This is a genomic window from Curtobacterium sp. MCLR17_040, assembly GCF_003234735.1.
GTDB lineage: Bacteria > Actinomycetota > Actinomycetes > Actinomycetales > Microbacteriaceae > Curtobacterium > Curtobacterium flaccumfaciens.
In genome coordinates, this window is the sequence record NZ_QKTE01000001.1 from 201,153 (window position 1) to 226,050 (window position 24,898).

The 24,898-nt window shown below is 69.8% G+C and carries 19 protein-coding genes; 9 read left to right on the forward strand and 10 right to left on the reverse strand.

Annotation, left to right across the window (positions count from 1 at the left end; all coding sequences use genetic code 11):
- Positions 1–32: 32 nt before the first annotated feature.
- Positions 33–2,081: an Ig-like domain-containing protein gene (locus DEJ01_RS00960; protein WP_146247537.1), complete on the forward strand. Its 2,049-nt coding sequence runs from the start codon at positions 33–35 to the stop codon at positions 2,079–2,081.
- A gap of 199 nt (positions 2,082–2,280) precedes the next feature.
- The gene (locus tag DEJ01_RS00965; protein WP_111091971.1) at positions 2,281–2,790 is read left to right on the forward strand and encodes a hypothetical protein; all 510 of its coding nucleotides are present in this window, start codon (positions 2,281–2,283) and stop codon (positions 2,788–2,790) included.
- A gap of 58 nt (positions 2,791–2,848) precedes the next feature.
- Here the strand turns inward: DEJ01_RS00965 and DEJ01_RS00970 are convergent, their stop codons facing one another.
- The 4 genes from DEJ01_RS00970 to dnaK all read right to left on the reverse strand — a co-directional run bounded on the left by DEJ01_RS00970 (position 2,849) and on the right by dnaK (position 7,018).
- Positions 2,849–3,259 carry a heat shock protein transcriptional repressor HspR gene (locus DEJ01_RS00970; protein WP_027464889.1) on the reverse strand — a complete coding sequence of 137 codons (411 nt, stop codon included), beginning with the start codon at positions 3,257–3,259 and terminating at the stop codon, positions 2,849–2,851.
- 185 nt (positions 3,260–3,444) lie between these two features.
- On the reverse strand, positions 3,445–4,449 hold the full coding sequence (locus tag DEJ01_RS00975; RefSeq protein WP_017886377.1) for a DnaJ C-terminal domain-containing protein: 1,005 nt from the start codon (positions 4,447–4,449) through the stop codon (positions 3,445–3,447).
- A 41-nt stretch (positions 4,450–4,490) separates the two neighbouring features.
- A complete protein-coding gene (locus DEJ01_RS00980) occupies positions 4,491–5,150 on the reverse strand; it encodes a nucleotide exchange factor GrpE (protein ID WP_083404289.1) in 660 nt (219 codons plus the stop codon).
- Positions 5,151–5,152: 2 nt separating this feature from the next.
- Positions 5,153–7,018 (reverse strand): molecular chaperone DnaK, encoded by a 1,866-nt coding sequence (gene dnaK / locus DEJ01_RS00985; protein WP_111091972.1) that lies wholly within the window; start codon positions 7,016–7,018, stop codon positions 5,153–5,155.
- 264 nt (positions 7,019–7,282) lie between these two features.
- Between dnaK and DEJ01_RS00990 the strand changes: the two genes are divergently transcribed.
- Positions 7,283–11,014: an Ig-like domain-containing protein gene (locus DEJ01_RS00990; RefSeq protein ID WP_181438318.1), complete on the forward strand. Its 3,732-nt coding sequence runs from the start codon at positions 7,283–7,285 to the stop codon at positions 11,012–11,014.
- Positions 11,015–11,165: 151 nt separating this feature from the next.
- On the opposite strand, the gene DEJ01_RS00995 is transcribed toward DEJ01_RS00990, so the two are convergent.
- The gene (locus tag DEJ01_RS00995; RefSeq protein ID WP_111039423.1) at positions 11,166–11,627 is read right to left on the reverse strand and encodes a DUF3060 domain-containing protein; all 462 of its coding nucleotides are present in this window, start codon (positions 11,625–11,627) and stop codon (positions 11,166–11,168) included.
- A 97-nt stretch (positions 11,628–11,724) separates the two neighbouring features.
- Between DEJ01_RS00995 and DEJ01_RS01000 the strand changes: the two genes are divergently transcribed.
- On the forward strand, positions 11,725–12,870 hold the full coding sequence (locus DEJ01_RS01000) for a glycosyltransferase (RefSeq protein WP_111091974.1): 1,146 nt from the start codon (positions 11,725–11,727) through the stop codon (positions 12,868–12,870).
- A gap of 83 nt (positions 12,871–12,953) precedes the next feature.
- Here the strand turns inward: DEJ01_RS01000 and DEJ01_RS01005 are convergent, their stop codons facing one another.
- The 3 genes from DEJ01_RS01005 to DEJ01_RS18005 are packed head-to-tail and all read right to left on the reverse strand — an operon-like array spanning position 12,954 to position 15,983.
- On the reverse strand, positions 12,954–14,078 hold the full coding sequence (locus tag DEJ01_RS01005; protein WP_258375615.1) for a glycosyltransferase: 1,125 nt from the start codon (positions 14,076–14,078) through the stop codon (positions 12,954–12,956).
- The gene (locus tag DEJ01_RS18000; protein WP_181438319.1) at positions 14,056–14,649 is read right to left on the reverse strand and encodes a low molecular weight phosphatase family protein; all 594 of its coding nucleotides are present in this window, start codon (positions 14,647–14,649) and stop codon (positions 14,056–14,058) included. Before DEJ01_RS18000 ends, DEJ01_RS01005 begins: the two co-directional genes overlap by 23 nt.
- A complete protein-coding gene (locus tag DEJ01_RS18005; protein ID WP_181438320.1) occupies positions 14,646–15,983 on the reverse strand; it encodes a hypothetical protein in 1,338 nt (445 codons plus the stop codon). The genes DEJ01_RS18000 and DEJ01_RS18005 overlap by 4 nt, the downstream gene beginning before the upstream one ends.
- An 83-nt stretch (positions 15,984–16,066) precedes the next feature.
- On the opposite strand from DEJ01_RS18005, the gene DEJ01_RS01015 reads away from it, so the two are divergent.
- From DEJ01_RS01015 to DEJ01_RS01025, 3 genes are read left to right on the forward strand one after another with little or no spacing between them, the layout of a single operon-like run.
- Positions 16,067–17,476: a polysaccharide biosynthesis tyrosine autokinase gene (locus tag DEJ01_RS01015; protein WP_111053876.1), complete on the forward strand. Its 1,410-nt coding sequence runs from the start codon at positions 16,067–16,069 to the stop codon at positions 17,474–17,476.
- On the forward strand, positions 17,476–18,552 hold the full coding sequence (locus DEJ01_RS01020) for a polysaccharide pyruvyl transferase family protein (protein ID WP_111091977.1): 1,077 nt from the start codon (positions 17,476–17,478) through the stop codon (positions 18,550–18,552). The genes DEJ01_RS01015 and DEJ01_RS01020 overlap by 1 nt, the downstream gene beginning before the upstream one ends.
- A complete protein-coding gene (locus tag DEJ01_RS01025) occupies positions 18,549–19,466 on the forward strand; it encodes a glycosyltransferase family 2 protein (RefSeq protein ID WP_181438321.1) in 918 nt (305 codons plus the stop codon). The genes DEJ01_RS01020 and DEJ01_RS01025 overlap by 4 nt, the downstream gene beginning before the upstream one ends.
- 48 nt (positions 19,467–19,514) lie before the next feature.
- On the opposite strand, the gene DEJ01_RS01030 is transcribed toward DEJ01_RS01025, so the two are convergent.
- A complete protein-coding gene (locus DEJ01_RS01030; RefSeq protein WP_181438322.1) occupies positions 19,515–21,167 on the reverse strand; it encodes a glycosyl hydrolase in 1,653 nt (550 codons plus the stop codon).
- A 141-nt stretch (positions 21,168–21,308) separates the two neighbouring features.
- Between DEJ01_RS01030 and DEJ01_RS01035 the strand changes: the two genes are divergently transcribed.
- Both DEJ01_RS01035 and DEJ01_RS01040 read left to right on the forward strand, forming a co-directional pair.
- Complete coding sequence (locus DEJ01_RS01035) at positions 21,309–22,376, forward strand: acyltransferase (RefSeq protein WP_181438323.1); 1,068 nt, start codon at positions 21,309–21,311, stop codon at positions 22,374–22,376.
- A 9-nt stretch (positions 22,377–22,385) separates the two neighbouring features.
- Complete coding sequence (locus tag DEJ01_RS01040) at positions 22,386–23,573, forward strand: ankyrin repeat domain-containing protein (protein WP_111091980.1); 1,188 nt, start codon at positions 22,386–22,388, stop codon at positions 23,571–23,573.
- A gap of 107 nt (positions 23,574–23,680) precedes the next feature.
- Here DEJ01_RS01040 and DEJ01_RS01045 read toward each other — a convergent pair whose 3' ends face one another.
- On the reverse strand, positions 23,681–24,877 hold the full coding sequence (locus tag DEJ01_RS01045; protein ID WP_111091981.1) for a glycoside hydrolase family 1 protein: 1,197 nt from the start codon (positions 24,875–24,877) through the stop codon (positions 23,681–23,683).
- Between the last annotated feature and the right edge of the window lie 21 nt (positions 24,878–24,898).

Sequence of the window (24,898 nt, forward strand, 5' to 3'; positions counted from 1 at the left end):
ACTGGGAATCCCCCCACCAGAAGGAGCCCCCCATGGCATCCACCTCGTTCCGGAGCGCCGCAGTCGTCTGCGGTGTCCTCACCGCTTCCCTCGGCTTCGGCGTGCTGACGCCCGCCGTCGCCACCGCTGCCACCACCACTCCCGCGGCATCGGCGGGCTCCACCGTGCAGGAGGACAATCCCGACTTCGACTCGATCCCCGTCGACCCCGCGCTGACAGCTCCGAAGTTCTACCAGGACTGGAGCACGCCGTACGGGTCCCGCACCGTCGCCGGGGACGCCGGCGGCGACGACGTCTGGCTCGTCATCGGCAACACCGCCTACGACCGCTCGACGGGAGGCGGCCTGTTCTTCCTGAACGTGCAGGACCGTCACCAGGACGCCGGGCTCGAGGTGATCCGGGTCCACACCGCCGCGGACGGCACGCAGACCCGCGGCGAGCGGGTCCCGATGCCGCGGAGCATCCGCATCGACGGGCTGCAGGAGCAGAACACGTTCACGCCGGGCACGACCCACTTCGCCGGCAGTGCGACCGCAGGAGCCACGATCGTCGCGAAGGACACCGCGTCCGGTGACACCCTGTTCACGACCGACGTCAGCAACGCTCGGAACGGCAGTGGCTCGTGGAGCGCCGACGCCGACCTCGCCGACGCCGACCACGTGATCACCCTCACGCAGACGACGCCCGACGGTCGGACCAACGAGCTGCGCGACGTCCGGTTCGCACCGTCCGCGAGCGACGCCCCGGCCGCACCCACCCTCGAGACCACGGAACGACGGCTGGACGGCTCGTTCGTGCTGACCGGCAAGCACGCGGACTCCGTCGACTCGGTCGTCGTCGAAGACGAATCGGGAGCGACGATCGCCGACGCGACCCTCGCCCAGACCGGCTACGTCGCGCAGATCCCGCAGGAGCGCATCGGCTCGACGGTCTACGTCGTCGCCAAGGCCGCGGACGGGACGCCCTCGAGCCGCACCGCAGCCCCGCTCGCGCAGCTCCCGACGGACGCGTCCGTGCCGAAGCCGACGCTGCGATCGGTGTTCGTCCACACCGACGGCCGGGTCCAGGTCGTCGGTGAACCCGACGGGGCGCCGGGCCTCTGGATCCTCGACGGCGATCGCGTCGTCGACGGCATCGCGCACAACGACCTCTGGAGCTACGTCATCCGCGCGCAGGAGACCGGCAAGCAGCTCGAGATCGCGAACCTCGGCTTCGACGGGCAGGGGTTCTCCTCCCTGTCGGAGCGCGTGGCCCTCCCCCGTCTCCTGCAGGTCGACGGCATCACGGACGAGAACACCTACACGCCCGGCGCTCACGCGTTCGAGGGGACGGCCGAGGCCGGCGCGACGATCACCGCCACCGATCAGCGCGGCCGTGAACTCTTCAAGACGCCAGTCACCGGTGCGCGCTCCGGCGTGGGGACGTGGAAGGCTTCGGCCGACCTGACCAGCACGGCCGGGTACGACCTGACGTTCACGCAGACCACCGCCGACGGCCGCACGTCGGTGATGCGCAACATCGCCTTCACCACCGAGAACGACTCCGTTGCACCGATCGTGGTCGAGACCCCCGCGATGAACGGCACCGCCACCGGCCCCCGCCCCACCTTCACCGGCACCGGCCAGGCCGGGTCCACGATCGAGATCCGCGGCACCTCCCGCGTCGTCGCGACCGCCAAGGTCAACACCGACGGCAAGTGGACCGCCCCGTCGAACATCGACCTCGGTCGTGGCAGCTACGCCCTCACCGCGAAGCAGACCACCACCGGCAACGCCACCAGCGAAGCCCCCGTCCGCTTCTCCATCACCGCCACGGCAGCGCCGTTGACGGTGACGTCCCCCGGGATGAACGGCACCGCCACCGGGCCCCGCCCCACCTTCACCGGCACCGGCCAGGTCGGCTCGACGATCGAGATCCGTGGCACCTCCCGCGTCGTCGCGACCGCGGAGGTCAGCGCCGACGGCAAGTGGAGCGTGGCGTCGAACATCGACCTCGGCCGTGGCAGCTACGCCCTCACCGCGAAGCAGACCACCCCCGGCAACGCCACCAGCGAGCTCCCCGTCCGCTTCACCGTCAAGTAAGCCACACAGCCCACAGAACGCCCCCGGCGACCAGATGGTCACCGGGGGCGTTCGTTGTTCTCGGGCACTCATGCCCTCCAACGGCACTTCTTCCGAGCCGAGGCGCGATGTCGCGCAGCTGCGCGACATCGCCATTGAGTAGCGGCAGAGAGCGCGGATTCGTGCAACATGGTACATTTCACGTATGAATACGTTTCGAATGACACGGCCGCTCGCCGCCATCGCGGCGGCTGCTGCCCTTGCCGCACTCATGTCTGCAGCACCGACTGCGGCGCACGCCGCCAGCCCTGACGATTCCGGACCGTCCGAACAGATCAAGCTCGTCGTGGAACGACAGGCCGACTCCTACATGTCTTTCAATCTCCGCACAGACGGTGCCGTCGTCATGGCCCCCGGCCTGTCACCCTCGTTCGACGCCGCCGCCGAGTCCGCCGCCACGGTCTCCGCTCCGACCATCGGCGAGACGGGCAAGGTCGTCTTCGAGAACGGCAAGTGCCTGCAGGCTTTCGGTCCCGCATCGAACGGATGGACGATCGTCTCGAACTCCTGCGATGAACGAGGCACCCTCTGGCAACGGACTCCTTCCGGCGCGTTGAAGGTCGTCGGGGAACAGCCGCGCCGGATGGAGTACTTCGGCAACGCGAACGTCGTCACGAAGCGCGCCGTCACCGGCTTCGAGTACCCGGTCGGAGTCGCGTCGACACGCTGACGAACGACGACGGGCCCGACGCTTCTGAAGCGTCGGGCCCGTCGTCGTTCTCCGACACTCAGCGCGGTCCGCGGTACAGCACGATCTGCGTGTTCCGCTGCGGCCTCGACCCCGCCTTGAGCGAGATCGCCGCACCACTCGCGGTGGCGGCGAAGACCCGCGCGCCGGGCCGGTTGATGAGCTGGTCGGCCAACGCCGACTCGAGTTCGCGCACCCGGTCGCGCAGCGCCTTGTTCTCGTTCTCCAGGTCGAGCACCCGCCGGATCCCCTCCAGCGACACCCCCTCGGAGCCGAGGCGCGCGATCTCGCGCAACTGCACGACATCGCGCATCGAGTACCGCCGCGACCCACCCCGTGTGCGGCCCGGCACGACCAGGCCGAGCCGGTCGTACTGCCGCAGCGTCTGCGGGTGCATCTCGGCGAGCTCCGCAGCGACCGCGATCGCGAAGACGGGCGAGTTCTCGTCCATGTCGGTCATGGCGCGTTCCTTTCCGTCGTCCGCGTGGGGTGAAAACCAGCCTGGAGGCTCGGTGCGGCTTCCTGACGGAGCCGCGCCGGGCCTCTCCCCACCGGCACGGCCGGCCCGCCGCTTCGCGACGGGCCGGTACCGGCGGCGTGGGCCCAGACCGGTCTACTGCTGTGGTTGCGTGCGCGCTAGTCGCGCGCCTTGGCGAGGAGGTCCTCGCGGGGGTTCTCGTCGGGCAGCGCAGCCGCGAGTGCTTCGACGGCCTCGCGCTGCTTGTCCGACAGGTGCGACGGCACCGCGACCTGGACGGTCGCGAGCAGGTCACCGGTGCCGTTCTTCGTCGTGACGCCGCGGCCCTTGACACGCAGGACGCGACCCGACGGCGTGCCGGGCGCGACCTTGAGCTTCACGGGCGAACCACCGAGCGTCGGGACCTCTATCGTCGCGCCGAGCGCTGCCTCGGTGAACGTCACGGGGACGTCCACGCGCAGGTTGAGCCCGTCGCGCTCGAACACCGGGTGCTTCCGCACCGACACGGCGACCACGAGGTCACCTGCCTCACCACCGTCGGGCGAGGGCTCGCCGCGGCCACGCAGACGGATCTTCTGACCGTCGGCGACACCCGCGGGGATGCGGACGTTCACCGGTCGACCGTTGCCCTGCGACAGCTTGACGGTGTCACCGGCGATGGCCGTCGTGAAGTCGAGGGTCGTCGACGCCGTGACGTCGCGGCCCTTCGTCGGCCCACCGAAGCCGCGGTAGCCGCCGGAGGTCTGGCCGAAGCCACCACCCCCGCCGAACATCCCGCCGAGGATGTCCTCGAAACCGCCGGCACCGCCTGGGCCGCCCTGGCCGAAGCGGACGCGCTGTCCGCCACCGCCCTGCTGCCCGAACATCCCGCCGAAGACGTCCTCGAACCCGCCCTGGCCCCCGCCGCCCGCCGTGAAGCGAGCGCCGGAGCCCATGGCGCGGACCTGGTCGTACTCCTGGCGCTGCTCCTTGTCGGAGAGCACCGAGTACGCCTCACTGATCTCCTTGAAGCGGTTCTCGGCGGCGGCGTCACCCGGGTTGGAGTCCGGGTGGAACTGCCGCGCGAGCTTCCGGTACGTCTTCTTCAGCTCGGCGTCGGAGGCGTCCTTGGACACGCCGAGGACCTTGTAGAAGTCCTTGTCGAACCAATCCTGACTGGCCATGGATCACCTGCCTTCTTCTGTCGTCACCGTGGGGACCCGGCTCAGGCCGGGACCGCCACCGCGACCTTGGCCGCGCGGAGGACCCGCTCACCGAGCTTGTAGCCCGGCTCGACGACGTCCGCGACGGTCTGTCCGGTGGCACCCGGGGTGGGGAGCTGGACGATCGCCTCGTGGATGTTCGGGTCGAACGCCTCGCCCTTCTCGCCGATCTGCACGAGCTTGAACTTCTCGAAGCCCCCGCGGATCTTCTGGCCGATGACCTGCATCGGGCCCTCGGCGAGGTCACCGTGGGCCTCGGCCCGGGTGAGGTCGTCGAGCGCCGGCAGCAGGGCCCGCACCACTTCGGCGATGGCGACCTCGCGGTTGGCCTCACGGTCACGCTCGACGCGCTTCCGGAAGTTCACCAGCTCGGCCTGCGCACGAAGCATGTCCGCACGCATCTCGGCGACGAGGTCGCGGTCCTCGGTGCTCAGCTTGTCCTCGGCGATGCCGCGGGCGGCGTCGGCGAGCAGCGCTTCGTCCTCCGGGGAGAGGTCGTTCGCTGCATCGGCCGCCGGGCCCCCGGCGGCGGGGCCGTCCGTCGGTACTTCGACGTCGGGCCCCTCCGCCTCGATGAGGTCCTCGGGCTCGGCAGCGTTCGTGGCGTCGCCCTCGACCTGGGGCTCGTCCTCGTTGGGCGCGTTGTCCTTGGGATCCGTCATCGTTACTTCTTGTCCTTGTCGTCCTCGTCGTCCACGACCTCGGCGTCGACGATGTCCTCGTCGTCGGCCGGCTGCTCACCCGCGGGCTGCTCGCCACCGGCGGTGCCGGCTGCTGCGTCCTGCTGGCTGTAGATGGCCTGGCCGAGCTTGCCCTGCGACTCGTTGAGCTTGTCGAAGGCGGACTTCACGGCGTCGTCGTCCTCGCCCGCGAGCGCGGACTTGAGCGCGTCGACGTCGGCCTGCACCTCGGACTTGACGTCCGCGGGGAGCTTCTCGTCGTTCTCCTTGATGAGCTTCTCGATCGAGTAGACGAGCTGCTCGGCCTGGTTGCGACGCTCGTTGGCCTCGCGACGGGCCTTGTCCTCGGCTGCGTGCTCCTCGGCCTCGCGGACCATGCGCTCGATGTCCTCCTTCGGCAGCGACGAACCGCCGGAGATGACCATCGACTGCTCCTTGCCGGTGCCCTTGTCCTTGGCGGACACGTGCACGATGCCGTTGGCGTCGATGTCGAAGGTGACCTCGACCTGCGGGACGCCACGGGGAGCCGGTGCGATGCCGGTGAGCTCGAAGGTGCCGAGCGGCTTGTTGTCACGGGTGAACTCGCGCTCACCCTGGAAGACCTGGATGGCGACCGACGGCTGGTTGTCGTCAGCGGTCGTGAAGGTCTCGCTCCGCTTGGTCGGGATCGCGGTGTTGCGGTCGATGAGCTTCGTCATCAGGCCGCCCTTGGTCTCGATGCCGAGCGACAGCGGCGTGACGTCGATGAGCAGGACGTCCTTGCGCTCGCCCTTCAGGACACCGGCCTGCAGTGCAGCACCGACGGCGACGACCTCGTCCGGGTTGACGCCCTGGTTCGGGGACTTGCCACCGGTCAGCGACTTGACGACCTCGGCCACGGCGGGCATGCGGGTCGAGCCACCGACGAGCACCACGTGGGCGATGTCGTTGACCGAGACACCGGCTTGCTTGATGACGTCGTTGAACGGCTTCTTGGTGCGGTCGAGCAGGTCGGAGGTCATCTGCTCGAACTGTGCACGCGAGATGGTCTCGTCCAGGTTCAGCGGGCCCTCGGCGGTGAGCGTCAGGTACGGGAGCTGGATGTTCGCCGACATCTGCGACGACAGCTCCTTCTTGGCCTGCTCAGCCGCTTCCTTCAGGCGCTGCTTGGCGATCTTGTCCGTGGACAGGTCGACGCCGTGCTCGTCCTTGAACTTCTTGACCAGGTAGTCGACGATGCGCTGGTCCCAGTCGTCGCCACCGAGGCGGTTGTCACCGGAGGTCGCGCGGACCTGGATCGTCGAGAAGTCGTCGTCCTTGCCCACCTCGAGCAGGGAGACGTCGAACGTGCCGCCACCGAGGTCGAAGACCAGGATGAGCTCGTCTTCCTTGCCCTTGTCGAGGCCGTAGGCCAGTGCGGCCGCGGTCGGCTCGTTGATGATGCGGAGGACGTTGAGGCCGGCGATCTCACCGGCGTCCTTCGTGGCCTGGCGCTCGGCGTCGTTGAAGTACGCCGGCACGGTGATGACCGCGTCGGTGACGTCCTCGCCGAGGTACTGCTCGGCGTCGCGCTTGAGCTTGCCGAGGGTGCGGGCCGAGATCTCCTGCGGCGTGTACTTCTTGCCGTCGATCTCGGTGGTCCAGTCGGTGCCGACGTGACGCTTGACCGACGCGATGGTGCGGTCGACGTTCGTCACGGCCTGGCGCTTGGCGGTCTCGCCGACCAGGACCTCGCCGTCCTTGGTGAACGCCACGATCGAGGGCGTCGTGCGCATGCCCTCGGCGTTGGCGATGACGGTGGGCTCGCCACCTTCGAGAACTGCGACGACGGAGTTGGTGGTTCCGAGGTCGATGCCTACTGCACGTCCCATGTGTTGCTCCTCTTACTTAGGGGTAAGTCGTTGGACTTGCGTCCGATGGGCTCAACTCTACTCCTGAGTCGGCCGGAGTCAACTTCAGAGAGAGCAAACCTGCGCCAATCCCACTCAACTCCCAGCCCGAGCGCCCGGTTGCTAGCACGTTCGTATGTTGGTATTTCACGTGATATTCTGAATACACATGCGCCGTCGGAGTCTGTCGACGGGCGTGCCCCTTCCCGCACAGCCGCTGTCTGCGGCCTGTCCTGAAAGATGCACATGTCTCACAAGAAGAGGGCATCGACTGCCCTCAAGTCCATGGGTGCGGCCGGGCTGGCCGCTGCCACCATCGTGTCCGGCCTGTCCTTCGGTGCCGCTCCCGCCACTGCCGCTCCCGACTCCCGCGCCAGCTCGACGCAGGCCAACGAGGTCACTGGCCTCCGGGGCAAGTTCGTCATCTCCTACGTGAATCAGGGCAACTGGTACACGGGTTACAAGGCGCCAAAGGCAGCGGGATCGGTTGTTCCGGCCGTCTACGTCTCGTCGGCGAGTAGTGCGCGTGCCGCCGCCGGCACCTGGATCATGCCGAACACAGACGCATCTGGCTCCATCCGGGCTGATGGCACGGACCTATGCATGACCGCAACCAGCGGGATCCAGGTGACATCTGAGCGCTGCGACGGACGCAAGGCTCAACAGTTCTCATGGGTCGCTGGCGGCGCTGGGGTCGGGTCGAAGACACTCGTCTCCAACTTCAAGGCCAGCAACAACTACCTGTCGAACTGGGGTGCCAACCTCACTCCTGGCGCGACGATTCAGGCCGTCCTCGGGCGGAACGCAAGCTTCACGACCATCACGAGCAACCTGTCCCCGGTGGTGCTCGCGAAGCCGTTGACCGCATCCGTGTCGAACACGAACAACATCAGCAAGAGCGCCCAGATCTCGGGGACTGCAACCCCGGGCGCGAAGGTGTCGATCGGCACTCAAGAAGTAAAGGCAGATGCTACTTCCGGTGCGTGGTCGATCACCGTCTCCGATCTTCAGGGCGGCAAGAACGACCTCGTCGTGGTCCAGACGGTCTACGGCGTCGAACACGACCGCGTCACCGTGTCCCCCGAGATCGTCGAAGGTGGCACGCTCGTCGGTGTCGATCAGGGCCCGATCGAACTCGAGCGCGGCGATAGCACGGCGGTGCCGTTCGTTGTCGAGAACCGCGAATCCCGCACGGACACCAAGGGCACGGTCGTGCTGACCGCTCCGGACGGAGCGACCTTCTCCGAGCAGGACACCGTCCAGGGCTCGTGGCGTCGCGTCGGCAACACCGCGTGGAACGCTTCCACGTCCATCCCGCTCTCGAACGGTCGCCTGTCGAACGACAACACGACCCTCACGTTCGACGTGGACTGGGCCAGCGAGCGCCCGACGAACCAGCAGTACCGATTCATGATCGACGTCACCGCTGCGACAGATGCACCGGAGACCCAGAGCGCCATGGAGTTCGACTTCAGCGGAACGAGCAGCACGAACGACTTCCGCGCACAGGGCAAGACCACCACGACCGTGACGGACGCCGAGGTTCCGGCACCCGATGCACTCGTCGTCACCACCCCGGCCGACGACTCAACGGTCGACTCCAAGCGCCCGGTGTTCTCGGGTACCGGCGACGAGGGCGCCACGATCGAGATCCGCGACGCCGACGACAACCTCATCGCGACCACCGTCGTCGAGGACGGCGCCTGGAGCGTTCCCGCAGCCGCCGACCTCGCGGACGGCTCCTACGAGTTCGACGTGACCCAGACCCCGCTCGCCGGGGCGCCGAGCACCGAGAAGGTCTCCTTCACGGTCGCGACGAACCCGCTCACGACCGAGCTCACCGCGGTCGGCGCGTTCGATGACGACGTCACCAAGCCCGCCACGATCTCCGGCGACGCCACCACCGGCGCGACCGTGATCGTCAAGGACAGCCTCGGCAACGAGGTCGGCCGCACCGAGGCCGTCGACGGCAAGTACTCCATCCCGGTCCCGCCGTCGTTCGCCCACACCGGCGTCAACGACTTCGCCGTCACCCAGACGAAGAACGACACGACCTCGCCCGCGAAGGACGTCTCGCTCGACTACGGCACGCCGGCACCGATCCGCATCACCAGCCCGGCGAACGGCTCGACGGTCCAGAAGAACGGCCTGACCTTCACCGGCACGGGTGACAACGGCGCTCGTATCGATGTCCGCGGTTCCGTCCGAGCCATCGCGACCGGTACCGTCGCCGACGGCACCTGGAACGCACCGGTGACGATCGACCTGTCGAACAACGTCTACAACCTGCGCGCCGTGCAGACCACCAAGGGTGGCCTCACGACGCAGGCACCGATCACGATCACGATCACCGACGAGGCCCCGGTTGCTCCGGTTGCTCCGCTGACCGCGACCGCCGCGTTCAACACCACGGACGAGAACCTGCCCGCGACGATGACCGGCTCCGCCAACCCCGGCGCAACCGTCACCGTGAAGGACAGCAACGGCGACACCATCGGCACCGCCGTCGCCACCAACGGCCGCTACACGATCACGATCCCCGCGAACAAGGCCCACTTCGGCGTCAACGACTTCACCGTCACCCAGACCGTCCGAGGCCAGGTCTCCGCACCACTGGACCGTTCCCTCGACTACGGCAACCCCGCAGCCCCGGTCATCCAGACCCCGGCCAACGGCGACACCGTCACCAACGGCTCCATCCGCTTCACCGGCACCGGAGCCACCGGCGCCAAGCTCGACATGCGCGGCAACACCTCCTCCATCGGTGACACCAAGATCACCGACGGCGCCTGGACCGTCGACGTCTCCCGCCAGCTCAACCCGGCGGTCTACGCCCTCCACGCACTCCAGACCAGCAAGGGCGGCCTCACCCAGCGCGACAACATCACCGTCACCGTCCGCAACGAGGCTCCGGTTGCTCCGCTGACCGCGACCGCCGCGTTCAACACCACGGACGAGAACCTGCCCGCGACGATGACCGGCTCCGCCAACCCCGGCGCAACCGTCACCGTGAAGGACAGCAACGGCGACACCATCGGCACCGCCGTCGCCACCAACGGCCGCTACACGATCACGATTCCCGCGAACAAGGCCCACTTCGGCGTCAACGACTTCACCGTCACCCAGACCGTCCGAGGCCAGGTCTCCGCACCACTGGACCGTTCCCTCGACTACGGCAACCCCGCAGCCCCGGTCATCCAGACCCCGGCCAACGGCGACACCGTCACCAACGGCTCCATCCGCTTCACCGGCACCGGAGCCACCGGCGCCAAGCTCGACATGCGCGGCAACACCTCCTCCATCGGTGACACCAAGATCACCGACGGCGCCTGGACCGTCGACGTCTCCCGCCAGCTCAACCCGGCGGTCTACGCCCTCCACGCACTCCAGACCAGCAAGGGCGGCCTCACCCAGCGCGACAACATCACCGTCACCGTCCGCAACGAGCAGATCACGGCACTGACGGCCAACGGGGTCTTCGCGCAGGACGTCGAGCAGAACGCCGTCGTCTCGGGCAATGCCCAGACCGGGGCAGACGTCATCGTCCGCGAAGGCACGACGGTCATCGAGAGCGTCAAGGCCGTCGACGGGAAGTACTCCGTCACGATCCCGGCCACCGTCGCCGGCGTCCGCACGTTCACCGTCACCCAGACGGTCAACGGCACGGTCTCGGCGCCCAAGACCGCGACGCTCGACTACGGCACGCCCGCGGACCTCGTCATCGAGACCCCCGGCAACGGCGGGACCCTCCGCGGCGACCAGGTCGTCTTCACGGGAACCGGTGCCCCGGGAGCCAAGGTCGTCCTGAACGGCACCGTCAGCCGCCTCGGCTCCGCAACGGTGAACGGTCAGGGCGCCTGGACGATCTCCGTCGAGCGCACCCTCACCCCGCAGGCGTACACGCTGTTCACCAAGCAGATCACCAAGGGCAACCTCAACGGCCCTGCTGACCAGCGCACCATCAACGTCATCCGGTAACACCACCAGCACCATGTGACGGGCGCCCCTCCACCAGGAGGGGCGCCCGTTCCCGTGCGTCAACCGCGATGCTCGAGGAGAACAGCAGGACAGAACGACGAATGCCGCCGGCCTCGGGCCGGCGGCATTCGTCGTTCTGCGTGCGTGACGATCAGCGCGTGCGGAACACGTTGTCCTCGCCGTCGTCGCTGATCTTCGGCTCGTTGTCGCTCGTCAGGCGGTTGCCGTCGGTGGTCACCCGCACCGAGCCGACCTGCTTCGCGGCGATGTCGTTGATGGAACCGGAGACGACGAGTTCCTCGACGTTCCCGAGGTGGACGACCGCGTTGCCCGCGGTGATCTCCACCGACGCGCAGTCCCCGACGGTGACGTCCTTGTTGGCCTGGTCGACGACGGCCTTGCCGTCCTTGCACCCGGCCTGGACCTTCTCGATGTCGGCGGGCGGGTTGGAGAAGACCTGCTTGTCGGCCTTGGCCGTCGCGCTTGCACTCGGCTTCGGGCTCGACTTGTCGTCGCCGGTGCCGGAGCACGCGGTCACTGCAGCGAGGATGCCGACGACGGTGAGTCCGGTGACGAGCAAGCGGCGGACGGGGGGATGAGAGCTCAGGGCCATGGTGTGTTCCGATCTGGAGCGGGAGATGTCGGGCGCGACAGTGGACCCGAGGACATTTGTATGTCACCTTCTATACAATACTTGATATGCTGAATGCATGACAACTGATCGGTTGCCTCGGGCGGCCTTCCTCAGCCACTCCGCAGCCCTCTCCGGGGCAGAACTGCTGGTCGCCCGCGTGACGGCGGCGTGCACGAGGATCGAACCGATCGTGATCCTCGGTGAACACGGCCCGCTCGAACGACTCCTCGCTGACTCCGGGGTGCGCTGTCAGGTCGTGCCCCTCGATGCGACCGTCCGGAATCACACCGCCGCCACGGGTGCGGGGCTCGTCGAGAAGACGGTGAGCACACTCCGCGCCACCCACGAACTCACCCGCGTCCTGGGCACCCTCTGCGTCGACGTGCTGACGACCCACTCGGCGAAGGCGCACATCTGGGGTGGACTCGCCGGACGGCGGGCCGGGATCCCCGTGGTCGCCCATGCACACGACCTCGCCGGTGCCGATGGGTCGTCGCGAGCGAACGCAGCGTTGCTCCGGCTCGCGTTCGCGGTCCTCCCCCACACGGTGATCGCGAACTCCCGGACCACGGCCGGGTCGCTCGGTCGCCTGCCCCGGCCCGTCGCCGTCGTCGCCTGCCCCGTGTCCGTCCCGGCGGAAGCAGCGCCGCACACCGCTTCGGCGTTCACGATCGGCATGGTCGGACGCCTCACGCCGTGGAAGGGGCAGGACGTCGTCCTCCGCGCCTTCGCGGCCGCCCGCGCAGCCGGTCTCGACCCCGACGCACGACTCCGTCTCGTGGGCGCACCGCTGTTCGGCGCTGACGACGCGTTCGCCCGGGCGCTGCACACACTCGCGTCCGACCTCGGCGTCCGCGACTCCGTCGACTTCCGTGGGCACCAGCACGACGTCGCCGCCGAGATGGCCGCATGTGACGTCGTCGTCCACGCCAGCACACGCGCAGAGCCGTTCGGCCAGGTCGTCATCGAGGCGATGGCGCTGGGCCGGGCCGTGATCGCCAGCGACGCGGGTGGCCCCGCCGAGATCATCACCGACGACCGGGACGGTCTCCTCGTCTCGCCCGGTGACGTTGCAGCGCTCGCGTCCGCCATGGTGCGACTGGCAGACGACCAGGAGGCCCGGGGCCGGCTCGCCGACAACGGCCGTCGGACCGCCAGACGGTTCGATCTCCCCCGCGTCGTCGCGCAGCTCGAGGCGATCCTGGTGGCGACCGCCCGCTGACGCCGGACGGCGGCACTGCACGTGCGCGTCGCCTGTCGCGGGTCGACCCGGCGACGGAGGGTGGGCCTCCTGGCCGGCGCGCGTCAGGAACGGACGGCGCTCGGGATCCCGGTCCACGCACCGATCTCGCGCCGGAAGCGCGTGGTGGAGAACGTGTCGGCCCGCTCTCGGCAGTCCGCACCGTCGAGTGCCGCCGCCGCTTCGACGGCCGACCGCAGCGTCGACGGGGCGAAGTCGTGCAGGACGACGCCGCTCCGGTCGGGCTCCACCGAGTCGCACGCGCCGCCGAGAGCGTTCACGACGACCGGCGTGCCGAGCGCCATGGCCTCGACCGGCATGATGCCGAAGTCCTCCACCGGCGGGAACACGTAGACGGCCGCACGCTGCAGTAGCGCCGCCAGAAGCGCGTCGGACGGCCGGACGACGATGCGGACGTCGACGTCCGAGTCCGCGGCGAGCGCCCGGAGCCGTTCGAGGTCGGGTCCGTCTCCGGCGAGCACCACCGGTCGCGCAGATGCCCGGCCGGCCTCGATCACCACCTCGAGTCGCTTGTACGGCACGAACCGGGAGGCCCCGAGCAGGAATCCCGCGGGCAACGACTCGAGCAGGGCACGCTCGCAGTCGTCGAGCTCCCGTGCCCAGTCGTCGACAGCGGTGAGCCGTTCGACCCCGACGGGTGGGTGGATCACGACCGCGTCGACGTCCCAGCTCGCGCGGATGCGCTGCTGCACGAAGCGGCTGTTGGCAGCGACGTGCCGGAGCGCCCCACCCCGACGGCGGTCCACTGCGCGGAGCGCGGGGCCCGCGAGCCGTGCGGCGACGGACGTGCCGCGGGCATCGAGCTCCGGGTTCCAGAGGTACCGCGCGGGCGTGTGCACGTAGGTGAACTGGCGCTCGGGATCGACCCCGGGCACACGGGCCTGGTGTGCGAACAGGTGCGAACTGACGAGCGCCCAGTCGTACAGCCCGAGGTCGCGCAGCCCGTGCGACCAGAGCGCGGGGAGGAACGGGACAGACAGGGCCTTGCGCCCCCGCAGCGGCGTCGGCGCGAGGGCGCTCTCGATCACCCTCCGGCCGGGGTACCGGCCCGGGGCGTCGTTCCAGAGGCCGAAGAGGTCGGCGTCCGGGTACTCGTCCGCCATGGCGTCGAGGACACGTTCGGCGCCGCCGACCGCTTCGATCCACTCATGCACGAGCAGTCCGCGCATCGCGAGCTCCTTCCGTCGCTCGTGCGGCACAGGCGACGACGGCGTCGATCGCCTCGTCGGCCAGCGCGCACATCCGGGCGTGATCGGCGTCGTCTCCGCGGACCGGGTCGGTGATGTCGTCCGCCTCTGGGTCGGTGGGGGCGGTGCCGAGTCGTGAACCTGCGACCAATCTGGGGAAGTCGTCCCAGAACCCCGCGCCGACGGCGTCCTGATCGAGGAGCGGACGGACGAGCCGCTCGAACTCGCGCAGCGTGAACGTCCGCCGCAACAGCGCGGGAGCGAGGTCGAGGACCGCGGCACGGTGCTGGCGTTCCAGGGTGAGGACGAGCGCGGGGCCGTCGAGCACGCGTGCCGTCAGGGGCGTCCCTGCGAAGCCGGAGGGGTCGGCTCCGTGGCGCAGGACGGCGTCGGACGAGCGCGGGAACATTGCTGCCCCTTGCTCGGCGGCGGTCCCCGCGCTCGACACCTGGAACGCTCCTGGGGCGACAGCGTCCAGGCGGGCCTGGAGCACGCGTTCGACGTAGGGGGAACGACAGACGTTCCCTTCGCAGACGATGAGGATGGCGATCACGATCGAGTTCCTGTCAGTGCGGGGACGGTGGGCCGGAGGGTGGGAATCGTGGGCCGGAGGGCGGGGACGGCGGTCGGAACCCACGTCGGGGTCGCGCAGGCCGCGATCAGGACCCAGAGGACCGGGGTCGAGAAGTCGGGCGTCCCGACGACCTTGGCGACGAGCAACGCGACGAGTGCCGTGGCCGCCGCGACCGTGCCCGGACGCCGGATCGCGTTGGCGATAATGCCCAGGACGAGTGCCGCGAACGCCGCGGTGCCCGGGATGCCGACGGTGGACAACAGGGACATGCCGAACGACGACGGCCGGCTGCTGCCGATGCCGGCGCCCATCCCGAGCGTGTCCGCGAGGACGCCCCAGCTGAACGTGTCCGCCCCGGTCCGGGAGTCGTACGACTTGCTGTCCACCTTGTCGACGACGAGTTCCCGGATCGGCGCGAGCAGGTGGTCACCGGCGACGAGGGCGACCACGGCCACGGTGAGCACGCCGATGACGAGCCACGGGGTGCCGACACCACCGCGGACGACGTACCGGACGGCCAGTACGACGATGCCCAAACCGATCACGACGGCGGATGCGACGACGGCAGTGCCCGACGACGCCTGCAGCAGGTTGGAGCACGCGAGGGCAGCTGCCGCGGACCAGAGGAACCGGGCCCGGCCCGTCGAGCGCAGCGCCGCAACGACGAAGAACGCGACCGCGGGCAAGGAGAACGCGGCGAGCTCGCTCGGTTCACTGAAGACCCCGCGCAACCGGTCCTCCGTCGTGGTCCAGGCGTACGCGACGTTCGGCAGGGTGTCGAAGACGGGAGCCGTCACGTCCGCTCGGAACAGGAGGAGGAAGCCCCGGATGCTCGTCGTCACCGTCCCCACCACCAGCGCGACACCGACCGCGAGGACGGCGCCCCGCACGCGCACCAGGTAGAGCGCGCAGCAGGCGGCGAGGAGCAGGTAGGCGAGCTGTGCGCCGTTGCTCACGGTGTAGGCGAGTACACCGGGGTCGGCCACCTGGTGATCGACTCCCCCGCGCGAGACGAGGACCCGGATGCCGCCGAACATCCACGGAGCCAGCGCGGTGATCACCGTCGTCCAACCGAGGAAGACGGCGAACGCGTTCGCAGTCCAGTGCGACGTCCCCAGCCGACGCGTCCCGAGGAGTGCGCAGGCGCTGGCTGCTGCCGCGACGGTGAACAGCGGCACGCCGTTCCCCCCGACGACGACGCCCGCGGAGTACGGCAACCCGGCGGCCGCCCCGATGATCACCGGCAACCACTCACGACGCACCGTCAGTCCGACGCCGAGCGCGACGAGGAGCACGGCTCCGAGGACGGTCATCCGGGCTTCCTCCACTTGGTTGCGTAATATTTCATATCAACTACTATGAGTATCACACATCGAAACCCGAAGGAAAGGCTCGGATGACACTCGCGCAGTTCATCGACGTGCTCCGGCACCGCTGGATCTCCATCGCTGCGGTGCTGCTGCTCGCAACCGGGCTCGCGGCGGCCTTCTCCGCGGTCCAAGCGCCGCAGTACCGTGCGACGAGCGAGGTGTTCGTGTCCGTGGCAGGCGGGGACTCGGTCACCGACCTCAGCCAGGCCAACACCTTCTCGGCCGCGCGCGTCAAGTCCTACGAGGCGCTCGCGGTCACACCCCAGGTGCTCGGACAGGCCGCGAAGCAGCTCGGTCTGCCGGGTGGTGGCGGCCTCTCGCGGGTGGTGACGGCGGAGTCGAAGCGCGACACCGTGCTCATCTCGATCAGCGCCACCGACGGATCTCCGTCGCAGGCCGCCGCCATCGCGAACGCCGTCACGGCTCAGCTGGTGAAAGTGGTCGAACAGGTCGAGAACGAGGGGGCCGCCACCACCGGCCTCGTGCACCTCAGCGTCTTCCAGCCCGCGACCGCTCCGAGCACACCGTTCTCGCCCCGCCTGGCCGTCAACATCGCGATCGGTGTGCTCGCCGGCCTCGCCCTCGGCATCGCCCAAGCCGTCCTCCGCGAGGTCCTCGACACCCGCCTCCGCTCGTTCGAAGCACTGCGCCGGCTGACCCAGGCGAGCGTGCTGGGTGAGTTCGCACTCGACGACTCGGTCGTGAAGGAACCACTCGTCTCGTTCGGCAACCGCTACAGCACGCGAGCCGAGGCGTTCCGCCAGCTCCGGACCCACCTGACCTACACGAACCTCGACGGGGACGCGCAGAGCATCGTCGTGACCAGCGCGACGCCGGGCGAGGGGAAGTCATCCACCGCCGTGAACCTCGCGCTCATGCTCGCCCAGAACGGGTCGCGCGTCGTCCTCGTCGATGCCGACCTCCGACGACCGACCACCGGCACCTACCTGGGCATCGAGAGCCGCGTCGGACTCTCCACCGTGCTCACCCGGCAGGTCGCCCTCGACGACGCCGTCCAACAGGTCGGCGCGGACACGCCCCTCCACGTCCTCGCAGCGGGGCGCGTTCCCCCGAACCCGAGTGAACTCCTGAGTTCGAGCCGCATGGTCGAACTGGTCCGCGAACTCGAGTCCCGCTTCGAGTACGTGATCGTCGACGCCCCTCCGATGCTCCCGGTCACCGACCCCGCTGTGCTGGGCACGATCTGCAGCGGTGTCCTGCTCGTGGTGAGCGTGGACGGGCGGACCAGACGCGCCGACTTCACCGCTGCAGAACGGACCGTGACCCAGGTCGGCGCCCGCCTGCTCGGCCTCGTCGTGAACCGCCTGCCGGTGCAGCGCCGCGCGAAGACCTACTACAACTACGAGCCGTCGGCGCCGGTCAGCGAGAGCCCTCGTCGATCGTCGCGAGCTCGCCGCACCCCGGAGGACCACTGATGAAGCCGCCCGCACGCCGTTCCCTCGTCTACCTCGGCTGGCAGGGCAACGCCAACTTCGGCGACGACCTGCTGTACGAGACCTGGCGCGCTGCACTCGACGACCCCCTCACGGTCCAGGCGCCGCTCAACGCACGCGACTACCTCCGATCGGCGCCACGATTCGGGCTCGACCGGCTCCGCACCCTCGGCGCGGAACGGGTCGTCCTGCTCGGCGGTGGGACGTCCGTCGGGTTCGCGTCGTGGGCAGAGCATGCACGGCTGGCGATCCGCAACTTCGGCGCGGACGGCCTGATCGGTGTGGGCCTCGGTGCCGCGTCGGCATCGGACACGTACTCCCTGGCGCGGCAGCAACAACGCTGGGAGGCCTGGCGCACGCTCGAGCGGCTGCACATCGCCGGCGTTCGCGGTCCCCTCACCCAGGACGAGGTCTCCGCACACCTGATGCCCGTCGACATCAGCGGTGACCCGGCGCTGCTCTACCCGCTCGTTCAGCACGTGCCCCGCCCCGCTCGAGCTGCTCCGCGGATCGGCGTGAGCCTCGGGTCCGATCCCCACTCCCGCTTCGACATCGACACCGTCGCCGCGGCCGTCGACGAACACGCACGCGACGTCGGTGCCACCGAGGTGGTCGCGTTCGCCCTGTCGGCAGCCGACCAGGACGCGGCACGTCACCTGTCGGACCGCCTGACGACGTCGTCGGTCGTCCACGCCTACACGGACGTCGCGGCCACGATGGCCGCGATCGGCAGCTGCGACCTCGTGGTGTCGGAACGGCTGCACGGCGCGGTCGCCGCAGTGTCGCTCGGCATCGCGACGGTCCCGCTGTCCTACGCCTCGAAGTGCGACGACTTCTGGTCGAGCGTCACCGGCCGTGCCGCCCCCGTCACGGTGGGCCACTCGGCGGACGACCTGGTCGACGCCATGCGCGCGGCAGAACAGGAGCGTTCGGGCATCGCCGACCGGGTCGGCGAACTGCAGGACCGATTGCAGCGGATCAGGGGCGAGCTGCTCGGCTGGAAGTCGGGGACGCGCTCGACGACGGACCTGCTGACGATGAACACGGTGTCGGTGTGAACGCCGTCGCAGGGTCCGACCACCGGTTCCACCTGGTCATCTCGACGATCCGCTCGCCGGAACACATCGAGCGGTGCCTCGACTCGATCCGCCGAACACGACTGCCGGTCTTCGTGACCGTGGTCGAGCAGCGCCCGACGCCCGACGCGCTGCCGCTCCTCCGGGACCTGATCGAGGCCGGTCACGCAGAACACGTGCACGAGCCCGTCGTCCGTGGGGTCAGCCGCGGCCGGAACCGCGGGCTCGCCACGATCCGTGGGGACATCGTGGCGTTCCCCGACGACGACTGCTGGTTCGACGACGGTGTCCTCGAACTCCTGTCCGAGCGGATGGACGACCGGAACCTCGACGGGGCAGCCATCCCCTGCCGTGCGAGTGACGACAGTGGCACGATGCTCCGCTGGCACCGACGGGCATGCCGGGTCACGAGCTGGCGGGTTCCCCGGACGATCGTCGCTGCAGGCATCTTCCTGCGACGCGATCTGCTCGAGCGGCACGGACTCTTCGACGTCGCCCTCGGGACCGGTTCGGCGACGCCGTTCGGCTCCGGCGAGGAGAACGACCTCGTCATCCGTGCACTCCGTCGCGGTGCCCACATCGCCTACATGCCGGACGTGACCGTGCGGCACGGCGACTTCCGGCACGACGGTATGACGGACGAGACCCTGGCCAAGGTGCTGCGGTACAACCGGGGGTTCGGCCGAGTGCTCCGGAAGCACCGGCTCCGCGGCCAGGCGGCCTACTGGGTCACCCGGTCGATGGCGGCCGTCCTCGTGGCACGGGTCAAGCGGGACCACGATGCGACCCGGTTCCAACAGGCACAGCTCCGTGGCCGGTGGCAGGGGTGGCACGGCACGGACGACCACGGCGTGCACCACGCGTTCGACCGGACCACGACGCCGCAGCACGGGTGACACGAGCGGCCCCGCAGCGCACCAGGTGCACCGCGGGGCCGCTTCGAGTCACTCGTCCCAGACGACGAACCGCGGGATCCACTTCGCGGACATGTCGAGCTTCCCGGCGGTGCCCCGCACGGTCTTCTCGGACCCGGTGGGTTCGACGATCCGCCCTGTTCCGCGAAGTGAGACGCGCACGGGCGTCGACAGGTGCTGTGCCTCCGACTGCCAGACGACCCGGGCGTGGTGCTTGCCGTCCGGCGAGGTGAACCGCATGTGGCGGACCGGACCGATCCGGTGCTCTGCCACGTACCGCTTGCCGGCGAGGACCCGCTGCATGGTCGCCCAGGCCGCGGCGGAGGTCTTCGGCTCGTAGCCGCCGTCGGCGTTGCCGATCAGTCCGAACGTCCGTGCGGTGCCGTTCGCCAGGGCGGGCTCGGCCATCTCGAACAGGAACAGTCGCTCGACGCCGTACTGCGCGGCGATGGCGTAGGTGCGCAGGATGTACGCGGTCTGGTCTTCCGGTCGGACCCACCCCGGTCCGGCGAACTGCGTCGGCCACCCGACCTCGGTGATCCAGATCGGCAAGGCGCTGCCGTCAGGGCGCGGGTACCGGTCGGCCGTCGTCCGGAGCCACGCGAGCGCGTCCTCGATGCACGGGTTGGTCGGGACACAGAGCTCGGGGCCCCACGGGTTGTTGTAGGGGTGGACGCTGACCGCGTCCACGTGGTCAGCGCCGCCGAGGCGGAACCACTCGCCGATCCAGGCGCGCTCGTCGTCGGACACCGAGTTCTGGGTCGGCCCGACGATCGTCGCCGCCGGGTCGGTCGCACGGATGACCTGTGCGGTGACCCGTGCGAGCTCGATGTAGGCGGCGGGCGTCGCGGGCAGCGAACCGTGGTTGTTCGTCCACTCGTTCCAGACCTCGTAGGACAGATCGGTGTTCGGGTGCCGGTCCCGCATGTGGGACACGGTCTCCTTGACGTAGCGCTTCCAGGCGGCGGCCTGGGCGGGTTTGGAGACGTCCGGTGGTGCCATCGGGTCGTTCGTGTACGCGACGTTGCCGTAATCGAGGACGAAGAGTGGGCTGACACCCATGTCACGCACGATCGGGTCGATGCGGGCGTCCGTCGCCGTGAAGTCGAACCGGCCGGCGACCTTCTCGACCGCGCTCCACTGCAGGTCCTGTCGGTAGCTGCCGGCACCGAGTGCGGCGAGTGACGGCAGCGCGCTCGCCACGGGGTTGACGCCGAGACCGAAGTACGGGTCGGAGCCGACCGGACCGGCGATGGTGCGCACGAACCGGGTCGACGCGGACGTCGACCCCGGCGTCTGCACGGTCAATCGGTACGTGCCGGACGGGAGAGCGCTCGTGGGGTGCACCTCGACCGATCGGGTGCCGGCCCGGCCATTCCCCGAGTCGACGATCGTTCCCGTGGTGTCGTTGATCCGCCAGGTGACGTCTGCCGCTCGCTCGACACCGGCGACCGTGAACCCGGGCTGCTCGTCGGGCCCGAAGAGACCGCTCCCACCGATGGGTCGGAGCGTCGGCGTCGTCGTGGCCGTCGGCGTGGTACCGCGTGCGGACTGGGGCTGGGCGTGCTCGGACAGGATCGCCGCGAGCACGACGCCCGTGACGGCAGCGGCGGTGAGGCCACGGCGGCGTGTGGACGGAGGACGGGGAGCGGGGCGGCCAACGGATGGCCCGACGTGTTCCATCCGGCCATCATGGGCAGCACGGGCAGGTGCTGGCGAGCGATCCAAATGCACGGCACCCGCTATGCGATCGACTCGATCCTGCGCGATACACAACATGCGAACTGTTGGCGGACGGCGATCGTTCCCGCCCACAGTTGCTCGATGCCAGCCGAACGACCGACCTTCACCGGCGTCCAGGTGCTGCGGTTCGTCGCCGCGCTCCTCGTCGTGTTCTCGCACCTGCCGACGTACCTGCACGCCCGTCTCGGCACACCCCTGGTCGACATCCCCGTCGGCCAGGTCGGGGTGACGGTCTTCTTCGCGATCAGCGGGTTCGTCGCGGTGCTGGTGACACAGCGGACCCCGAGGCCGACCTGGCGCGAGTTCATCTCCCGTCGGCTGGTCCGCATCCTGCCGCTCGCGTGGGCGGTGATGACGATCAAGCTCGGCACACTGCTGGTGGCCCCGCAGGCCCTGGAACGCGCGGCCACGTCACCGACGTACATCGCGTTGTCCTACGTGTTCCTGCCCGGCCGCGGCCCGAACGGCGTGGTCGAGCCGTTCTACACCGTCACCTGGACGCTGTCGTTCGAGCTGCTGTTCTACGTGGTCGTCACGATCGCGCTCGCCACTCGCATCGACCCCCTCCGGCTGGCGTCCGTCGTCTTCGTCGGACTCGCGGTCGCCTCGGCGTTCCGAGGGCCGGACGGGTGGCCGGTCTGGCAGTTCCACGCGAACCGCATCGTCCTGTGCTTCCTGGTCGGCATGGTGATCGGCCGGTGGGCACTCGACCGCCGCACCCGGCTGGCACTGCTCCGGACCGCGGCGATCACCGCGAGCTGGCTCGTGGCGGGCACCGTCGCGGGCGCGTCCGTGCCGAGCCTGCTGCTGTTGCCGCTCGCGGCCGTGGCGCTGGCGACGACGGTGGCGGGTGAGCCGCTCCTGCGCCGGTGCGCCGGCACCGTCGGGCGGACGCTGGGCGATGCCTCGTACGCGTTGTACCTGACGCACCCGATCGTCGCACCGGCGACGGTGGCCGTGGTCGCCGCGGTCGTCTCCGGCCCCGCAGCGCCGATCGTCGCGGGCATCGCCGCACCGGTCGCCGCCGTGGCCGCCTCGGTCGTGGTGTGGTTCGCGGTCGACCGTCCGGTGATCCGGCGGCTCCAGCGGCGACGGACCACACCACCACGGACCCCGCGCACCGCGAGGCACCGGCTACCCGCCGGGTAGTGTCGTCCCGTGCGATGGAGTCGAGTGAACTGGCCCTCCGTTGGCTACGTCTCCCTCGAGGACTTCGACGGCCAGCGCGAACACGTGACCCGGTTGCTCGAGGACGCCCCACCCACGGTCGCCGCGCTCCTGACCGTCAAGTGGACCGACTCGAGGATCGAACGCTGGGTCGTGGAATCCGCCGACGCCGTCGTCGACCCGGACGCCGACGAGGACGACGTGACGACCCCCGTCGACCTGCCGGGACACGGTGTGCCTGACCCGGTCGTCGTGCACGCCGACATCGTGGTGCGCAACGACGAGGTCCTCGACACCCCGAGCGGCCTGTGGCGCCGCTGGAACCACGCCAGGGTGTCGCTCCGGCTCCGGGACGCCGTCATCGACCCGCCGGGTGTCGACGCCGCAGCACTGCTCGCCGGTGACGCCCACGTCGCCCGGGGCGAGCTCGAGTACCTGAACGAGCACGACGCCTGGGAGCTCCGTCTGCTGATCTCCCCCGTCGGCGAGGTCGCGATCCGGTTCCGGGGCGTCCGGGTGGCGATCCGGAGCGTCGCCGAGAGCGTGTACGCCGACCTCGAGGCGCGCCCGGCACGCGGCTGGCACGGCCCGGTGCCGGACGGCTGGGTCGAGTGGACGACCGAGGTGGTGCGGGCAGCGGCCTACGGCGACCTCGGCGGACTGCACCTGGCCGACGACGCGAGCGACGTCGACGACGTCGATCCCCGCTGGGGCTTCGCCCCGCTGCACGCCGCCGCGTGGTTCGACCACCCCGAGATGCTCGAGGAGCTCCTGCGCCGCGGCGCGACCCTGCAGCTGGAGGACACCGAGGGGCGGACGCCGCTGACGCTGGCGATCGACCGCGACGCGCGACGGGCGGTCGACGTGCTGGTCGGAGCAGGTGCCGACCTGGAGGCCCGTGACGGCGACGGCAACACCCCGATCGTCCGCGCTGCGTGGGGTGGGCACGCGGCGATCGTGCGTGCGCTCGCCACCGCGGGTGCGGACACCAGGGCGCGCGGGTCACGGGGCGCGACGCTGCTGATCGCGGCCGTCGACTCCGGCGACCTCGACACCGTCCGGGTCGTGCTGTCGCTCGACGTCGACCGGGACGCCGTCGACGACGAGGGCTCGACCGCCGCGGACCGCGCGGAGCTGCTCCGCGAGACGGCCGTCGCCGACCTGCTCGCCGCCGCCTGAGCGCTTTCCGCACCACGGCCCGTGGGCCGACCCGTGCCGGACGTGACGAAGCGCGGCGGACGTTAGCAGGGCCTCCCGTCCGCCGCGCGCCTGCGGGATCGACCGTCCTAGACGGCGACCTGCTCGAGGGCGTTCGCCTGCGCGACCCGCCCGTACCAGCGGGCGGAGTCCTTCGGCGTGCGCTCGAAGGTCTCGCGGTCCCACGCGATCAACCCGAACGTCGGGCGGAAGCCGGAGGCCCACTCGTAGTTGTCCAGGAGCGACCAGTGCTGGTAGCCCAGGACCTCGATGCCGTCCTCGATGCAGCGGTGGATGCCCTCGAGGGCGCCCTGCGTGTACGCCTGCCGGCGGGAGTCGTCGGCGGTGGCGATGCCGTTCTCGGTGATCATCAGCGGAACGCCGCCGGAGAGCTCCCACGCGCTGCGGAGCCCGTCGGCCGAGGCCTCGGGGTAGAACTCCCAGCCGGTGAGGGTCGTCTCGACGTCGTCCGTCACGGGCAGGGGCCCGTCCGGACCGATGAACGTGCGGGTGTAGGCCTGCACGCCCAGGAAGTCGTCGCCGGCGGCCTGCTCGAGGTACCAGTCGTCGCGCGGGTACCCGTACTCGCGGAGCATGGCGTCCGCCCCGGGCTCGCCGGACGACTTGAAGGCCTGGGTCGCGATGGTCCACCCCGACTGGAGGCCCGACACCTGTGACAGGACCTCGCGCGACCGCTTGTGGCTGGCCAGCAGGGCGTCGGCGACGCCCAGGTCCGGGTTCGGCAGGCCGAACGCCACCAGGTTGGCCGCGTCCTCGCCGCCGGCGAGCATCGCCGCGATGTTCGGCTCGTTGATCGTGCAGACGTAGCGGACACCGTCCTGCACCACGGGGAGCGCGGCCTCGGTGTAGCGGGCGAACAGGTCGGCGGCGTCGGGTGCCCGCCAGAAGCCGTCGCGTTCGAACCAGCGCGGCACGGTGAAGTGCATGAGGGTGACGATCGGCTCGATGCCGAACTCGTGGCAGGCATCGACCATGCGGCGGTAGTGGTCGACCTCGGCACGGCTGACGAACCCGCGCTCGGGCTCGATGCGGGCCCACTCGATGCTGAACCGGTAGGAGTTCAACCCGAGCTCGGCCGCGATGCGGATGTCCTCGCGGTACCGGTGGTAGCTGTCCGCCGCGTCACCCGAGGGCTCGACGATGGTGGTGTCCGGCTCGTGCTCGTGCACCCACCAGTTGCTGTTGACGTTGTTGCCCTCGATCTGGTGGGCGGCGGTGGCGGCACCCCAGAGGAAGCCGTCGGGGAACTGCAGCGTGGAGATGATGGTGCCTTTCAGTGCTTGTTC

Coding starts and splice junctions, on each gene's coding strand:
- DEJ01_RS00960 (WP_146247537.1), top strand. CDS start 33: ATGGCATCCACCTCGTTCCGGAGCGCCGCAGTCGTCTGCGGTGTCCTC.
- DEJ01_RS00965 (WP_111091971.1), top strand. CDS start 2,281: ATGACACGGCCGCTCGCCGCCATCGCGGCGGCTGCTGCCCTTGCCGCA.
- DEJ01_RS00970 (WP_027464889.1), bottom strand. CDS start 3,259: ATGGACGAGAACTCGCCCGTCTTCGCGATCGCGGTCGCTGCGGAGCTC.
- DEJ01_RS00975 (WP_017886377.1), bottom strand. CDS start 4,449: ATGGCCAGTCAGGATTGGTTCGACAAGGACTTCTACAAGGTCCTCGGC.
- DEJ01_RS00980 (WP_083404289.1), bottom strand. CDS start 5,150: ATGACGGATCCCAAGGACAACGCGCCCAACGAGGACGAGCCCCAGGTC.
- dnaK (WP_111091972.1), bottom strand. CDS start 7,018: ATGGGACGTGCAGTAGGCATCGACCTCGGAACCACCAACTCCGTCGTC.
- DEJ01_RS00990 (WP_181438318.1), top strand. CDS start 7,283: ATGTCTCACAAGAAGAGGGCATCGACTGCCCTCAAGTCCATGGGTGCG.
- DEJ01_RS00995 (WP_111039423.1), bottom strand. CDS start 11,627: ATGGCCCTGAGCTCTCATCCCCCCGTCCGCCGCTTGCTCGTCACCGGA.
- DEJ01_RS01000 (WP_111091974.1), top strand. CDS start 11,725: ATGACAACTGATCGGTTGCCTCGGGCGGCCTTCCTCAGCCACTCCGCA.
- DEJ01_RS01005 (WP_258375615.1), bottom strand. CDS start 14,078: ATGCGCGGACTGCTCGTGCATGAGTGGATCGAAGCGGTCGGCGGCGCC.
- DEJ01_RS18005 (WP_181438320.1), bottom strand. CDS start 15,983: ATGACCGTCCTCGGAGCCGTGCTCCTCGTCGCGCTCGGCGTCGGACTG.
- DEJ01_RS01015 (WP_111053876.1), top strand. CDS start 16,067: ATGACACTCGCGCAGTTCATCGACGTGCTCCGGCACCGCTGGATCTCC.
- DEJ01_RS01020 (WP_111091977.1), top strand. CDS start 17,476: ATGAAGCCGCCCGCACGCCGTTCCCTCGTCTACCTCGGCTGGCAGGGC.
- DEJ01_RS01030 (WP_181438322.1), bottom strand. CDS start 21,167: ATGGAACACGTCGGGCCATCCGTTGGCCGCCCCGCTCCCCGTCCTCCG.
- DEJ01_RS01035 (WP_181438323.1), top strand. CDS start 21,309: ATGCCAGCCGAACGACCGACCTTCACCGGCGTCCAGGTGCTGCGGTTC.